The 15,254-nt window shown below is 64.9% G+C and carries 11 protein-coding genes; 7 read left to right on the top strand and 4 right to left on the bottom strand.

Translation table 11 applies throughout. The annotated features are described in order from the left end of the window. From H6718_16345 to H6718_16330, 4 genes are all read left to right on the top strand, one after another. Positions 1–760 (top strand): hypothetical protein (locus H6718_16345; GenBank protein MCB9586970.1); only part of this gene is annotated, 760 nt, incomplete at its 5' end. Positions 761–846: 86 nt separating this feature from the next. Next, on the top strand, positions 847–2,589 hold the full coding sequence (locus H6718_16340) for a hypothetical protein (GenBank protein ID MCB9586969.1): 1,743 nt from the start codon (positions 847–849) through the stop codon (positions 2,587–2,589). A 160-nt stretch (positions 2,590–2,749) separates the two neighbouring features. Beyond that, positions 2,750–4,033 carry an AI-2E family transporter gene (locus tag H6718_16335; protein MCB9586968.1) on the top strand — a complete coding sequence of 428 codons (1,284 nt, stop codon included), beginning with the start codon at positions 2,750–2,752 and terminating at the stop codon, positions 4,031–4,033. A gap of 90 nt (positions 4,034–4,123) precedes the next feature. Next, positions 4,124–5,086 (top strand): hypothetical protein, encoded by a 963-nt coding sequence (locus tag H6718_16330; GenBank protein MCB9586967.1) that lies wholly within the window; start codon positions 4,124–4,126, stop codon positions 5,084–5,086. 21 nt (positions 5,087–5,107) lie between these two features. Here H6718_16330 and H6718_16325 read toward each other — a convergent pair whose 3' ends face one another. Both H6718_16325 and H6718_16320 read right to left on the bottom strand, forming a co-directional pair. After that, a complete protein-coding gene (locus tag H6718_16325) occupies positions 5,108–7,063 on the bottom strand; it encodes an FHIPEP family type III secretion protein (protein ID MCB9586966.1) in 1,956 nt (651 codons plus the stop codon). A gap of 83 nt (positions 7,064–7,146) precedes the next feature. Beyond that, a complete protein-coding gene (locus H6718_16320; protein ID MCB9586965.1) occupies positions 7,147–8,337 on the bottom strand; it encodes an FIST C-terminal domain-containing protein in 1,191 nt (396 codons plus the stop codon). A gap of 153 nt (positions 8,338–8,490) precedes the next feature. Between H6718_16320 and H6718_16315 the strand changes: the two genes are divergently transcribed. Both H6718_16315 and H6718_16310 read left to right on the top strand, forming a co-directional pair. Beyond that, entirely contained in the window at positions 8,491–9,261 is a 771-nt protein-coding gene (locus tag H6718_16315) for a serine/threonine-protein phosphatase (GenBank protein MCB9586964.1), read from the top strand. Between the two features lie 197 nt (positions 9,262–9,458). Next, the gene (locus H6718_16310; protein ID MCB9586963.1) at positions 9,459–10,469 is read left to right on the top strand and encodes a D-alanine--D-alanine ligase; all 1,011 of its coding nucleotides are present in this window, start codon (positions 9,459–9,461) and stop codon (positions 10,467–10,469) included. Positions 10,470–10,577: 108 nt separating this feature from the next. On the opposite strand, the gene H6718_16305 is transcribed toward H6718_16310, so the two are convergent. Next, the gene (locus H6718_16305; protein ID MCB9586962.1) at positions 10,578–11,369 is read right to left on the bottom strand and encodes a hypothetical protein; all 792 of its coding nucleotides are present in this window, start codon (positions 11,367–11,369) and stop codon (positions 10,578–10,580) included. Between the two features lie 262 nt (positions 11,370–11,631). Continuing rightward, on the bottom strand, positions 11,632–14,139 hold the full coding sequence (locus H6718_16300) for a fused MFS/spermidine synthase (protein ID MCB9586961.1): 2,508 nt from the start codon (positions 14,137–14,139) through the stop codon (positions 11,632–11,634). A gap of 134 nt (positions 14,140–14,273) precedes the next feature. On the opposite strand from H6718_16300, the gene H6718_16295 reads away from it, so the two are divergent. Next, positions 14,274–15,251, top strand: a complete 978-nt coding sequence (locus tag H6718_16295; protein ID MCB9586960.1) for a hypothetical protein — start codon at positions 14,274–14,276, stop codon at positions 15,249–15,251. Positions 15,252–15,254: the final 3 nt, after the last annotated feature.

Raw genomic sequence — 15,254 nt, 5'->3', positions numbered from 1 at the left:
CGCTTCGACTGGTGGTGCGGCCACGGGCGGAACGGGCGGCACCGGCGGCACAACGGGCGGAACCGGCGGCACGGGTGGGGCAACCCCGACTTGCACGCCGGTTACGGTGACCGGCTTTGTGCAGTACGCCGGAAACAAGGCGTTTGCGACGCTGCAGCCGAACGTCGCGGGCGCTGACCCCGACATCCTGTCCGTGGAGTTCTACGGTGCCTCGGCGGGCACCACGGATCTCTCTGTCAGCCCGGACGACAACTTTGAGACTTGCGAGCGTTGCCTCCGTGGGACCGAGGACATCACTCAGACGACGAGCGGCCGTGAGTACTTCCAGAGCGCTGGAAGCATGAACTTGCTGTCGGCTGATGGTTCCGTTGGCAGCTTTACCAACGTTACGCTGGTCGAAGTCACGATCGATCCCGTGACTTTCCGCAGCACCCCAGTGTCCGGCGGGCAGTGCCTGACAATCCAGCAGGCAAATTGGTCATGGTCGTGCACTGACGGCGGCACGGAGTTCTCTGGGGCCAACGCTTGTGGCAATTGCATCAACAACGCTTCCGTGGGTTGCTGCAGCGCCGAGTCTGACGCGTGCGACGCGAACGCGGAATGCGTTGCGCTGGTGTCCTGTGTGAACGGTTGCTCGGACCAGACCTGCACGGACAACTGCGGCACGGCTCATCCGTCCGGCATCCCGGACTACAACCCACTAGTCGATTGTCTGTTCGGTAGCACCGACGCTGGAGCTTGCGGTACCGCCTGCCAGTGATTCCAACATAGCGTCGCGAGCAGGCCCACCGGGAGCGATCCGGGTGGGCCTTTCTCGTTCCATGGGTGATTCCCCAAGGTCTTTCGTTGCCAGGCCCCACGATCCGCGCCAGCATCGTCCCGATGATCGGCCAGCGTCGCTTCCTGCTTGGACTTGGCGTCGCCGCGCTCCAGCTTGTTTCGTGCTCCAAAGTGTTGGGACTGGACGAGTTTCGACCTACCGTTGGGGCGGGTGGCGCGGCGGGTGAAGGCGGTTCTGCGGGAGTTTCCGGGCTCGGGGGCGGTGGAAGCGGCGCGGACGCTGGCACCGGCGCTACGAGCGGCGTTGGGGCCGGTGGAAGCTCAGGAGGCGACGCGGGTGTTGGCGGCAGCGGCGGGACCGGCGGCACGCTGGCTTGCGAGCCGAACACCAAGGCGGACTGCTATTCCGGCCCAGCGAACACCGAGGGAACCGGGCGCTGTGCCGCGGGGAAACAAACCTGCGACTCTCAGGGAAGCGGATACGGCGCGTGTGTGGGCGAGGTGCTTCCTGGCGTCGAGGACTGTGCGGCCAGCGAGACCGACGAGAATTGTGATGGGTTCGAGTGTGGGGTCTGGGCGCGCTCGCTTGTTGGGATCGAAGTCAACCGTCTCGCACTTGATCAATCCGACGGCTTGCTGGCGGTTGGCAGCTTTACTGGGGACATGTCGTTCGGGGCGAGTTCGCTTATCAACAAAGGACTCGTCGACGGGTTCGTAGGGAAGCTTGGTGACGATGGTGAGCCGCGTTGGGCCGTGCAATGGGGAGACGCGACGAACGACGAAATCGTGGACGTGGCGGTCGGACCTGCGGGAGAGATCTTCCTCCTTGTTCAAAGCTGGACGCTGCCGCCCTCAGCAACGTTCCATCTGGTTCAATTGACCGCGACGGGAAGCGAGAATTGGTCGATCGAGCTGCCTAGTGAAATGTATCCCCGCGGCATCGCGGCTGGCGCGGCAGGGGTCAGCGTGGTTGGCAGCTTTCAAGGCAGTGTCGACTTGGGGATCGGAAGCTACACCGCGCAAGCTACCGACGGGTTTGTCGCGGCGTTCACCAACGCTGGCGCAGCTTCTTGGATGAAGGCGCTCGGTGGGGCCGGCGATGATGTCGCAACGGATATCTCGATTGGTTCGGACGGAGACGCGGTTGTTGTCGGCTCCGTGGTAGGCCCAAGCGATCTCGGAGCAGGCGCTGAGGATACTTTTCCCGCCGGCTTCCAAAACGCCTTCACGGTGCTGTTCGGGCCTGCCGGGGAGTATCGGCGGGCCCTGCGGTGGGGGCAGAAGGGCAACGCGATGCCGTCGGCGGTAGCAACCGACGCTGCGGGTGGGGCAATTGTCGTTGGAGCGTTCACTCAGACCTTTCAGTCTGACGTGGGCGGCGTCACGGTTGATTTCGATGCTAGCGGCCCGACGACACAGAGCTTCGCGCTGCGGTTGACCCCACGCACCGCAGGGTTCCAGCAGACGTATCGTAGTGATTGGGGGCTGACGCTGATCGGCATCGTTGGCTATGGCCTTGACGCGCTGGAGAACGGCCAGATGGTTGCTTTCGGTCGTACACAGGGCACCGTGGCGTTAGGTGGCTCTGTACAGAGCAACGCCCCGTTCGTCGCCCGCCTCGACGCATCGTCATCCTTGCTGTGGCATCGCCAACTCGGCGGTCCGAGTGGTGCCACTCGATCCGCAGTCCTGAGTGAGTCGGGTGAGCTCTACGTGGCTATCTCCACCACGTCTGCCAGCGTGGACGTGGGTACCGGGGCAGTGTCCGGCGGCGGAGCGAATAGCGTAATCGCGAAGCTGGGAAAGTAGATCACCGCACCAACCAGCGCTTTTGCCGAAGCGGCTCGACTGGGCTCAAGAGAGCGTGTAGCACCCGAAGGAGCAGCCGGGCTGCGAGCGCCTTATGAACGATACGTCGAGTGGCAACTTCCCTTCGCGGGATTCGCGGCCGGGTTGGAATCGCACCCGGGTGGTTTTCCTGATCGTGAGCGGCGTCCTGGTGACGGCGCTGCTCATCGCTACTCGGGAGGTGCTGCTCCCGTTCATTGTCGCGCTGATCTTGGCCTATGTGCTCACGCCGCTGGTAGCGATGTGCGAGCGCCGGCGTATCCCCAGGGCACTGGCGGTGATTCTGGTGTACCTGACGGTGTTCGGCGGGGCGTACGGCTTCGGGGCGCTGGTGTTCCCGCGGGTGTTTCAGGAGGCGTTGTCGCTGTCACGGGAAACGCCAGCGATGGCCAGGAACCTCGCGGTGAAGTGGGGCCCTGTGGCGGAGAGCCGCGTGCAGGCGTTCCTCGACCGCCTGGACACTGGCGCCAAGGAGGCGCCGCCGGACAAGCACAAGGAGCACGAGCCCGCGTTCGAGATCAAGGAACAGCCAGGCGGCGGCTACCACGTGATCATCCACGGCGGCGTGGACATCGTGCAGGACGGGCCGAAGCACTGGCGGGTGCAGCCACGCCCGGAGCCAGGCGCAAAGTTCAGCGTCAATCAGCTGCTCAGCCAGGGCGTCGACCAGACCGTCGAGTACGTCAAGCGCAACGCGATCGACCTGATTCGCGTGGGTCAGGTCATAGTCAGTCGAATTTCCCGCGGGATATTCCTGCTGTTCATGACCCTGATGATCGCGGCCTACCTGATGCTGACCCGCGAAGACATCGTCGGGTTCTTCCGCTCGCTGCCGCCGCCGCGTGCTCGCCCGAGCTTTGACCGGCTGATCGCGCGCATCGATCGCGGCCTCTCCGGGGTGGTGCGTGGGCAGTTGATCATTTGCGCCGTGAACGGCGTGCTCTCAGCGATCGGTTTTTGGATCTTCGACCTGAAGTATTGGCCTATTTTGGCGCTGATCGCGGCGATCATGAGCTTGATCCCGATCTTCGGCTCGATTCTCAGCACGATCCCCGCGGTACTGATCGGGCTCACCCAGGACTTCTGGACGGCGCTCTGGGTGTTGAGCTGGATCATCGGCATTCATCAGGTCGAAGCGAACTTGTTGAACCCGAAGATCATCGGCGTAGCCGCCAAGATTCATCCGGTGCTGGTGGTGCTGGCGTTGATCATCGGGGAGCACTTCTTCGGACTGTGGGGCGCGCTATTCGCCGTCCCGGTGCTGTCCATTGCGCAGTCGATCTTCCAGCACTTCCGCTTCGAGTCGCTGCCGGACGCCGCTCCAGACAGTCTCTTCCCGTCGGCCATGCGGCGCCCGCCACCCGCGGCGCCTGAGGGCGGGGGAGGCGAAGAGCAGGGCGCCTAACCCCCAAACCCCGGGAAAACTGCTGCAGGCTGCTGAACGCTGGCTCCGGAATGCCTGGCGTCGCCGAGCCCTTGGGGCTATGCCCCGCGCGTGGCAAAGGAAGCTCGAAAGCTCCAGCGAGTCGGAAAGACATCCAGCGGCAAGGCGCTCAAGAAGCAGCTGAAGGAACCGCCTGCGGTCAAGCGCGCTGAGGCGCCGGATCCGCTGAGCGCCGAGAACCTGAAGAAGATGTTTGGGCGCCTCGCGATCCCCGTGGTGGGTGTGTGGGCGATCGGCATCTTGGTGGCTGGGTTCTCCACCAGCAAGACGACCATCACGGTTGCGCTGGTGATCCCCGGTGTGGTCACGCTGGCTATCGTCGGCATGGTGCTCTGGGCGCTGAACCAAGCGAAGAAGGCGAAGGGCGTGGCGAGCATCCTGGCCGGTGCTGAAGACGCCGAGGGCCGCGCCGCCGCGATGGAGAAGCTCGAGACCCAGTTCAAGAAGAAGGATCCCGCAGCCATCTTCGCCAAGGCCCAACTGCAAATGCAGGAGGATCCGAAAGCCGCGCTAGTGACCCTCGAGCAGATTGATCTCGGCAAGGTGATGGCGCCCATCGCAGATGAAGCGCGCGCTCAACGCGCGATGATCCACCTGATGCTGGGTCAGCCTCAACGCGCCCGTGAGCTCGCTGACGGCGTCGACTTGAGTCGCCATCAAGACGTGAAGAGCCGCGCGATGATCGGCGCGGTGGTGAGCGAAGCTTGGGCCCGCACTGGCGCCGCGCAGAAGGCGGTCGACACCTTGGACCTCTTCGACGTGGCCGACGAAGAGCTCGAACCGGTCGCGCCTCAGCTCCACCGCGCCCGTGCGTACGCCTTTGCTCACACGAACAAGCTCAAGCCGATGCGCCGCGAGCTGCGCAAATTGCTGGATCAAGACTTCCGTCTGCTGGCGAGCTTCCTCGAGAAGAAGTCGCATCCGCTGCTGCAGAAAGAGGCGAAGAAGCTCTTGGAGCAGTCGGGCAAGGTGCCGCGCAAGATGCAAATGCAGCGCGGCCAGCGCGGCATGTGATCCGCGAGGATCAGCCGCGCATCACAGTCCCGCGAGGCTTGCGCGGGACAACGTCTCGAGTCGCACCTCGGGCAGCAGCTCGGCGTAACTGACGACGCGCGCTTCAGGGAGATCCGTCTCGACCAGCTTGCGCACGAAGCGACGGATGTCGGGCTGGGTGAGGATCACCACGTGTTCGCCAGGCGGCGCGGCGCCGCGCACCGCACGGCGTATCGCCGTCACGATGTCTCGGCCTGCTGCGGGGGAAAGCGTGAGGAAGGCGCCAGCGCTGGTGCGCTGAATGGACGAACGCACGGACTCCTCGATTTGGGGATCCAGCACGTGCACACCGAGCTCCGGGGCGCCTTGAGTGAGCTCGTGAGTCAGCGTGCGCCGCATCTGAGAGCGCACGAACTCCGTGAGGTTTAGCGGATCCTTGTCGGTGTTTGCGACTTGGCTCAGCGCTTCGAGCACGCCCTTCAGATCGCGAATGCTCACGCCCTCTTCGAGCAAGCGGCGAAGCACATCGGTGAGCAGCGGCAGGCTCACTGGCTTGGGCACTACCTGGCGCACTGTCGCGGGCGCGACTTGTTCCAGTTGGTCGAGCAGCATCTGGACTTCGGCGATGCCGAGGAAGTCCGCGCTGCGATCGCGAAGCACCAACGCTGCCTCTTCGACGAGTCGCTCGGCGACCTCTGCGTCCGTCAGATCCGTGGGCAGCGCAAACACGCTCGCCGGCACTTCGTGAATGCTGAAGACCACGTGTCGCTCGGGTAGCTCGTCGGAGAAGGTGATCTTGCAGGGGGGGAGGGGAACACCCAGATCGCGGAACAGCACTTCGCGCACTGCGGCCCCTGCGGAGCGGATCCCGGCGCGCCGCAGCTCATCTCCGCGAATGTCGTCGTCGAGCAGCGACTCCAGATCCCGAGACAGCTCCATGGCCCAGGGGATCACCACGGGAACGAAACGTGGGCCACCACGGTCTGCGGTGCGTTGCTGAATCGGCTCGCGCGCCGCCTGCTCTTCCACCTCCCGCAGCTGCCGCGCGCGGGCGCGGGACGCCACGAACAGCAGCCCGCCGATGATCAGGAAGGGCACGGCGGGTAACCCTGGGATGATCGCGAGGACGCCCACGAAGATCGCGGCGACCCGCAGCGCCTTCGGCGCGCCCAGCAGCTGAGAGGACAGCTCTTCACCTAGTGGGGTGCCAGCCTCCTCGCTGGCGACGCGAGTCACGAGTACCCCCGCGGAAACGGCGATCACCAGACTCGGGATCTGGCTCACCAGGCCGTCACCGATGGTGAGCAGACCGTAGCGCTTGAGCGCGCCCACGGCTTCCATGTCCTTCTGGCCCACACCGATGGCCAGGCCCCCGAGGATGTTCACCAGGGTGATCAAGAAGCCAGCGATGGTGTCGCCCTTCACGAACTTCATCGCGCCGTCCATGGCGCCGTAGAACTGGCTCTCGCGACCCAGTTCGCGGCGTCGCCGGCGTGCCTCCACGGAGTCGATGGCGCCGCTCCGCAGCTCTGCGTCGATGGCCATCTGCTTGCCGGGCATGGCGTCCAAGGTGAAACGCGCGCCGACCTCGGCGACGCGCTCGGCACCCTTGGCGATCACCACGAACTGGATGATCGCCAAGATCAGGAAGATGACCCCGCCGACCACGTAGTTCCCGCGCACCACGAACTGGCCGAAGGCTTGGATCACCTCTCCAGCATTGGCCTGCAGCAGAATCAGCCGAGTGGACGACACGTTCAACGCCAGACGCACCAGCGTCGTGATCAGCAGAATCGTGGGAAACGAGGCGATTTTGAGGGCGTCGCTCACGTACAGCGTGACCAAGAGCAGCGCCACGGAGGTCGCCAGATTGGTCGCGATCAGCAGATCCAGCAGCCAAGTGGGCAGCGGGACGATCATCAATCCCACGACCATCACGACGATGGCCGCGAGCGCAGCGTCCGCGATACCGAGAGGCCGCTTCTTGGGGCCGCGCATCAAAGCTTGGGTAGGCATGCGATTCCGGGAGGAAAAAGGGGCGGCTGAGGAGGAACAGGGCAGCTGAGGTAGGAACAGGCGGCTCAGGAAGGCGCGGTAAACAGCCCTAGCACGCCGGTGAAGAGCTGCAGCGCCGGGCGCCCCGCATGGGGACCGACCTCGAATGCGGAGGCCATGCCGGCGATGGGCATCTCGCCAAAGCGCTGGCGGAGGATGCGGGTGTCGACGTCATACTGGCCATACAGCTTCGAGCCGCGGCCAGCGCAGTTGATGTAGATCCCAAAGCTCGGTGCCGCACCGCGGATGTCTCGCACCAGCTCCCGGGTGACGGCATCGAGATCCGAGCGAGCGGCCTGAGGATCGCGCACTGCGAGGCCCAGCCGCATTCCTTCTCGCACTTCGTCGCTCACGAGGATCCCACGCCGCACCGGATCGACGCCCTGAACTCCCCGCAGGATCACGTCCGCGCGGCCGCCAAGGGTTGGGGCGCCGCCCTCCTCGGGCGCCAGCGCCACGAACATCAGCCGCTCCTCGCCGAGCTCCTGTCCGGCCTCACTGAGCACATCGAGGGCTGGTTCTCCGTCGATCTCCAGCACCATCGGGCCACGCACTTCGGTGACGGGACGCAGCGGCGTGAGTAGCCGACAGGCGGGTGAGGTTCGTAGCTGAGGCGGGGAGATCCCGCGTAAAAACAGCAGGCAAGCGCTGCCCGTCGTTGGCGCTCCGTGGGCCGGAACCAGGTAGGCCCCGTGCGGGCCGATGGTCCCGCCGCCGAAGACGTGAGGCGTTCCCCTAGACTCGTAGAGTGGACTCAGGGCCTCCGGGGAGAAGCCTTCGCTGCGGGGAAACAACAGGACGGTCGGCGCCGTCTTTGCCGTGCGGTCCTGGATCATGCGGCTGAGCGTTTCCCCGAGGTCTTCGGGGCTGCGGCTGTCGACGCACACGGGCTCTGCGCGACCTCCGGTCCAAACCAGGCCCGAGGCTGCTGACTGGTCTTCGACCTCGCCAGCTTGAGTCAGTACTGCGGTACCGGCTGCGATCAACACGGGGATCCCAAGCTTGGCGGCTGCGATCCCCTCCGCCAGTTCTGGTAGCACCTGCGCCAGTTGCCCACATACGAACACAAGCGCCGCTCCCTTCGAGGAATTCTCCAGCGGCTCTGTGCCCGCGGGACTCGGCCAATGCGGTCCACGCAGCCGCTCGACGCAGCTCTCCAGAGCCTTCACGACCTTGGCCGCGCTATGGGCCTCCACGACGAAACTTGCAGCCTTCAATCAATCACCCCACCACCCGGCTCTGAACCAACCGGCGCCTGACGGCCCCGATCTCACAGCGCCGCACTGTACTCCGCCCCGAGTCTGAAATCCTGAGGCGTGGCGTCAAGATGCGCTTCCCCGGGATTGGGGTTTCTCGTAGGCTACGAGACGATGAGCGAACCGTCCGACCCGCTCATGCTCCTTTCGTATGGAGCAACTGACGTTGGTCGTCGTAGGGAAATCAACGAGGACGCGTACATGCGCGATGACCAGCTCGGGCTATGGGTCGTAGCCGACGGCATGGGCGGTCACGCTGCGGGTGAAGTCGCCAGCCAAGAGGCCATCGACACCGTGTACGGCATGGTGAAGCGTGGGAAGGCGGAGCTCCGACCCCACGAGGTGCCTGACGAGCGCACCCTGGCCGCCGCTTCACGCCTGCTGGAAGGCGCCGTCCAGGCGGCGACCTACATGGTGTACGCCATCGGAGAGATGGACAAGGGCAAGAGCGGCATGGGCACGACCATCACGGCGATGATGAGCCTGAATGGCTTCGTCGTGACGGCTCAGGTGGGTGACAGCCGCATCTACCAAATTCGGGATACCCAGGTGACCCAGCTCACGGAGGACCACACGCTGGTCGCTTGGCAGATCAAGCAAGGCTTCATCACCGCGGAGGAAGCCAAGCACAGCCGACACAAGAACGTGATCACGCGCGCTGTCGGCAATCGCGACTACGTACAGGTGGATACCGGCGTCATCGAGCTACAGCTCGGCGATCAATACCTGCTCTGTTCCGACGGTTTGCACGGCTATTTGCGCACCGAAGAGATCCCGGCTCTGGCGGCCAGTGGCGGTCAGGAATCCGTGCAGCGCTTCATCGATCTCGCGAACGCGCGCGGTGGCAAGGACAACATCACCGCGATTCTGGTTGAGGTCTCGTAGACCAAGTGCGCGTTTCCGCGCTGGATCTCCCTGGGGGAAACCTTCCAGCAGCGGATGAACCCTGCGCATTTGGGGGTGAGGCGCCACGTCCGCCAACCATCAGCGAACGCGCGGCCTGAAACTTGGCCGCTGCGGCGTTTGTCCGTTAGCGGCTAACGACAGGTTGACCGCTGTCATCGGTCGCCCCGGAGGAGCGAATGAGTGCAAAGCGTGTGGGCGTGATCATGGGCGGAAGCTCCGCAGAGCGCGAGATCTCCCTGAAGTCTGGGCAGGCTGTCTCGGAGGCGCTGGGCGAGCAAGGCTGGGACGTCTCTCCAATCGTCTTGGGCCCCGGGGTCGACGCCTTCTCTGCGCTGAAGGCGGCGCCGATGGATGTCGCGTTTCTGGCGCTCCACGGTCGCCTCGGCGAAGACGGCTGCGTGCAGGGACTGCTCGAGGTGCTCGGCGTGCCCTACACCGGCTCGTCGGTGCTCTCTTCCGCTCTGGCGATGGACAAGCTGAAGAGCAAGGAGCTGTTTCGGCTGCACAACGTGCCCACGCCGCCGTACTACGTGTTCGGACCGCAGCACACCATGGCGGACCTCGAGGAGGTTCACGGTTCGTTTGGCTTCCCGGTCGTGGTGAAGCCGCGCCGTGAAGGTTCGAGCATCGGGCTGAGCGTCGCCAAGAACGCCGTCGAGCTTGCGAAGGCGGTTGGTGAAGCCAAGAAGTACGACGAGAGCGTGCTGATCGAGCGCTTCGTGAAGGGCAAGGAGATTGCCGTGGGGATCCTCGGTGGCCGAGTGCTTGGCGCGATCGAGGTCGAGCCTCTGTCTGGGGTGTATGACTTCGAAGCCAAGTACACGCCTGGCAAGACGCGCTATCACCAGCCGGCGCGTCTTCCCACGACGCGTTACCGTGGGGTACTGAACCTCGCAGAGCGTGCCGCCAACGCGCTCGAGGTTTCTGGTGCTGCGCGCGTGGACCTGTTGGTGACCGAGGGCCAGAACGAGTACGTCCTCGAGGTGAACACCCTGCCGGGCATGACGCAGACCAGCCTGTTGCCGAAGATCGCCCGCGAGGCAGGCTACGGCTTTGGCGAGTTGTGTGACTCGATCACCAAGCTCGCTCGCCTGCACACCGGGCAGGTGGCGCGGCGCGAAGCCGCAGACGTCGTGCGCCTGACTTCGGACGCTTCGACGCTGGCCCAGCTGCGCGCGGCAGTCTGAGTTCGAACGCAGGGCTTTGAAAGGCGAAGGGCCGGCGTGATGCCGGCCCAGAATTGCGAAGGGCCGGCGTCACCGCCGGCCCTTGTGCAGTTTTTGGGTCGAAAGCGCCTACTCGCCGGTGTCCGGCGCGGGCGCGTCGCCGCTTGGGGCTGCGGCGGGAGGCGCGCCTTCACCCTGGAGCCATGGCGCCGCCTCTTCGGTCGTAGGCTTCTGCACTGGCGCGTCGACTGGTGCTTCGGGTACCCCCGCGCCCGAGTCGCAGCGCTGGCGGACCCGTGCGTTGTGGCGCTCGATCAGCGCCTTGACCCGCCGCGGATCGTCCTTGCTCGGGTTGAACACGTAGCGCGATGCGTCCGCTTCTGCGCGCTCGGCGCTATCGGGGTTCACCGCGAGTCCAACGATGCCAATGATGAACCCAGCGCCCGCCGTGATTGCCCCCGCGACGATCTGGGTCGTGTCATTGTCGGTTTCCGGTTCGCCTTGAGCGTTGGTCTTCTCACCGAAGCCGGTGATGAAGAGCGTGGTCCCTGTGCCGACCGCGGCAACGCCCAGGCCGCCGAGCACCATGGCTATGGTGCGATCGCGGTCGTGAGGTGCCACTTCCTCCGCCTTGCGCTCCAGGATGGGATCGTTGTCCAGCCGGGGCCCGAGCTCCGGAAGATCTTTCGGATCCCTGCCGCCTACGTCGTAAAGCGCAGCTCCGTCACTGTGCGTCTCGCTCGTTTTGGCCTTCGAGAGCACGACTTCGTAGCTCGTCGGCGCCATGACCAGCCAGTCCTTCTTCTCGCAGGCGTTGCGTGCGGGACCAGTAGCCAACGGGATCTCGCCGTCCAGACGCTGAATCGTGTTGGCACAGCCGAACGTTGCGAAAGCGATGCAAGCCGCGAGAGCAAGGCGCATCCTCCTCGAGTATCACGACCCTAGCGAAACGTCAGCCTGCTAAGGCGGCGCGCGGGCGTTCGTGGCCAGAACCTTGGGCCGACTGTTTGGCGGCTCAAACCTCTGCGGAGTCTTCCCGGGGGGAACACCTGGACCGGCCAAGGAGCGTGGAGACAGAGCGCTTTCGTGCTGTGGATTCAGCCTCAGTGCGGACTGAGCGGACTCAGCTGTAGCTCCGGACTCAGCTGTAGCTCCGGACTCAGCTGCAGCTCCGGCTCTGGACTCAGGGCGCGATCAACGCCGCGGCTGCGTCCGGGGACTGATGGCGTGACATTTCCTGGAGCAGGATCTGGCGATGACCCCACGGCAGAACGTTGCCGCGCGGCGTGGCGTACTCGAGAAACAGGTTGTCGTCGCTCGAGATGAGCTCCGGAAGTGACACGTTCGAACGTGACGCTTCGTCGTCGATGTAACTATCGAGGTCCTTGCCGGTGAGGAGCAGGTACTTCAGCAAGTCGACCAGCTGCGCCCCCGGCTCCAGCTTGCGTTTCACGCCAGGTAGCGCCGAGAGCTGGTCGGAGCGCGCCCGGGACGCCGAGAGGGGTTGTTCGGAGGCCACGAGCACGCCTTGCCCGCCTGCGTAGAACAGGGCGACGTGGGGAAACACCTGGCGGAGCGAGTTCAGAATGCGCGCGAAGGTGTGGTTCTCCATATGGTGCACTTGCACCCACTGCTGGAATATTCCGTGGGGCAACAGATGCCGCTTAACGAGCTCGTAGTATTCCTTGCTGTAGAGGCTGCTGGCTCCCGCGAACCACACGCTCGAAAGCTCCATCCCGATGAAGTCGTACTTCTTCGCGCGCACCAAGAGGTAGTTGCGCCCGTCGTCGAAATGGAGCTTCACTCGCGGGTCGTCGAGCGCGTGATCGTTCACCATGCCGAAGTACCTGTGCGCGGCTTCGGCGATGGCAGGCGAGATCTCGACGACGTCGATTTGCTTCCAAGGGTAGCCGTTGAGGGTTCCAAGGGTGGTACCGGTGCCGAGGCCTATCACCAACGCGTTGTCCCAGTGGGACACGAACATGCTTGGGAAATGCGCGAAGGAGTACTGGGCCTGCATTTCGTGGCCGTTGTTCCCCTGGAACTTGCCGTTCGTGTACAGCGTGTACAGGTCTTCCTTCTTGGTGACGGTGGTCACGCCTCCGTGCACGTCTTCCCGTAGGAAGAGCACCTCGTCGGGCTTCTGCCAGCCTTCGAAGTAGACGTTTACGCCGCTGGTCAGTCGCGCCAAATTCCACGCAGGAAATACAAAGGGTAGTGCGATGGCCGCGAGCGCCGCAGCCAGTGTGCCACTACGCTGCTTGGCCTTGCTGCGTGCCACAGCAGGCAGTGTCGCGAGCGCCAGCGCGCCGAAGATCCAGACTACGCTGTGCAAGGCGCGCTCAGAGCCCAGCTTGGGAAGCAGCAAGTAGCCCGTCAGCAGTGCGCCGGCGACGGCTCCCAGGGTGTTGATGGCCGTGAGCCGTCCAACCTGGGCGCCAACGCGCGGATCCGCTGCCACGCGCTGGAGCAAGAGAGGAAACGTCAGTCCCATGAGCGTGGTCGGGATCACCAAGATCAAGAAGGCCGCCCCAGCGCGCACCGCTTCACGCCCGGCAAAAGAGGTGACGTGTGCGCCAAGCCCGCCGAACAACATCGGCAAGCGATCCCAGGCGGGTAGGGTGATCGCCATTCCAAGCGCCGCCGCAGCTAGGCCGATGGGCAACGCCGCGGAACCAAAGCGCAGGTGCACGCGCGGCGCCAAGGACGCACCGACGAACAGGCAGATCAAGAACACCGCGAGGATCAACCCGAACGCGTAGGCGCTGTTGCCAATGATCAGCGCTAGCAGGTGGGTGAAGATCACCTCACAGGCGAAAACCAGCGCGCCAGAGGCGAATGCCAGCGTGGGCAACATCAGACCCAGCGAGGACCGCTCTGCCGCGATCTCCTCCGGGACCTGAGGCGCTTCGAGGCGGCTGCCCTGGGCCATCGCCAAGAGGCCAATCGCTGCGCTGCCGACCGCTGAGGCGATCAGTGTGCCCGCAAGGCCAAGCAACGGCAGGATCCAGTAGGCAGCAATCAACGCGCCGAGCGCGCCGCCCAGTGTGTTTGCTGCGTAGAGCTTACCGAGGCGCTTCTCTTTCTGAGCGGTGCCTTGGGAGTCATCGCTCAGATCGCTACCCACCACCCGCGAAAGCAGCGGGAGCGTCGCGCCCATGGCGATGGTTGGAACGACCACAAACAGTACCGCGAGGAACCAGCGAACGACGCTGGCGAAAAGCAGCGAATCCGGCGCCTTCGCCAGCAGGCTCAAGTACATGGGCGTCAGCGCCTTGAAGGCGAGGGGCGCGGCAGCGACCGCCGCTCCGACCACCAGCTCGAGCACGCCGTAGGCCAGGAGCGGACGCCGAACGCGACTCGAGAGCTTGCCGCCAAGGTGCGCCCCAAGCGCGAGACCGGTCATGAACGCTGCCAGGACGGCGCTGACCGCATACGCCGTGGAGCCAACGACGTACGACAGGTACTTCGAGAAGCCGATCTGGTCGACTAGGCCTGTAAAGCCGGAGCCGATGAAGAGCGCTCGAATCAGGCCAAACGGCACTCCATCACTGCGCTTTGCTAGCTCACTGCGCTGTGGCGAATCATTGCGCTGCGCCGAATCACCGCGCTGTGCCGAACCACGGCGCTGACCGGTACTGGACTCGCTTGAGGGCGAACTCGAATCGCCAGCGTCCCCGCTGTCGGGCATCGAGGGGCTGAGATCGCTGGTGGAGGCGGGAGGGGTGGTCAAAGCGGCGGGACCATAGACACAAGCGGACCCGCGAGCAAAGGCACCGGATCGTGGCGCTACAGCTCCTCAGCCTGGTGTGGTAGCAGCCGCTGATGCACGCGGCGCTGTCAGCGGCCTTGGCGGCCAATCCGGCGGTGGAGCCGGTCCACGCGGTGAGTGCGGCGGCTGAGGGCTACACGGGCTATCGGGGATGGCTCGAGCGTCTGGAGCGTCTGGAGGCGGCTGGTGCCCGATTGGAGGTACTCGGCGAGAGCGTTCGGGGAGAGCCTCTGTTCGGTGTTGCGTTGGGCAACTCAAACGCGCCTCGCGAGAGCCTGGTGATCAGCGGTTTGCACCCCATGGAGTGGATCGGCGTGGAGACGTGCTTCGCGTTGATGGAGCGCTTGAGCGGCGGGCCGCCCGAAGATCGCGAGTTGTGGTTCGTGCCTTTGGCGAATCCAGATGGGGTTCGTCGCGTGGAAGTGAACCTGCGACGTGGACGTCGCCGCATGGTTCGGCACAACGCTCGTGGGGTGGACCTGAACCGAAACTTCCCACGCTACTGGGGCCGCTTCAGTCTCGCCCGCTGGGTGCTTGGACCACTGTTCGCCCGGGGCAGCGCGCCAGCCAGCGAGCCCGAGGTGCGCATGCTGGCTGAGCGATTCAGCCAAGCGGCGTTGCTCGCGCGCGGGCGGCGGCTCGACCGTGGGCTCTCTCTGCACAGCTTTGGAGGTGTCGTCTTGCACCCATACGGCGCGTTCTGGCGCCGCACGAGTCACCACTCGGCGCAGGCCCGCGCAGCGTCGAGTGTGGCCGAGCGCATCGGGCGAGAGACGGGGCAGGGCGCCTATCGGGTCTTGCAGTCCGCGCGCTGGGTGCCCGGGTTCACAGCGCCGGGGATGGAACTCGATTGGTTCTACGCGGAGCATTCGGCGCTCAGCTTGCTGGTTGAGTGCAGCCGGAGAAACCAACGGCTCCGGGCACCAGCGCATTGGCTCGAGCCCTTTCGCTGGTTCAACCCGGCTGATCCTCGAGGCTTGGCGGAGTCACTCAGCCGGGCGCTGGAGCCATTCGTACGGGGTGAAGCGTGAGAA

It is taken from the genome of Polyangiaceae bacterium, assembly GCA_020633205.1.
Classification (GTDB): Bacteria; Myxococcota_A; Polyangia; order Polyangiales; family Polyangiaceae; genus JAHBVY01.
The sequence above is the reverse complement of the archived record's forward strand: the minus strand, read 5'-3'. Positions and strand labels throughout refer to the sequence as shown.

Bases quoted from the DNA above. Each gene is read 5' to 3' on its own strand.
- H6718_16300 (MCB9586961.1), bottom strand. From the start codon at position 14,139: ATGCCCGACAGCGGGGACGCTGGCGATTCGAGTTCGCCCTCAAGCGAG.
- H6718_16305 (MCB9586962.1), bottom strand. From the start codon at position 11,369: ATGCGCCTTGCTCTCGCGGCTTGCATCGCTTTCGCAACGTTCGGCTGT.
- H6718_16315 (MCB9586964.1), top strand. From the start codon at position 8,491: ATGAGCGAACCGTCCGACCCGCTCATGCTCCTTTCGTATGGAGCAACT.
- H6718_16310 (MCB9586963.1), top strand. From the start codon at position 9,459: ATGAGTGCAAAGCGTGTGGGCGTGATCATGGGCGGAAGCTCCGCAGAG.
- H6718_16325 (MCB9586966.1), bottom strand. From the start codon at position 7,063: ATGCGCGGCCCCAAGAAGCGGCCTCTCGGTATCGCGGACGCTGCGCTC.
- H6718_16295 (MCB9586960.1), top strand. From the start codon at position 14,274: ATGCACGCGGCGCTGTCAGCGGCCTTGGCGGCCAATCCGGCGGTGGAG.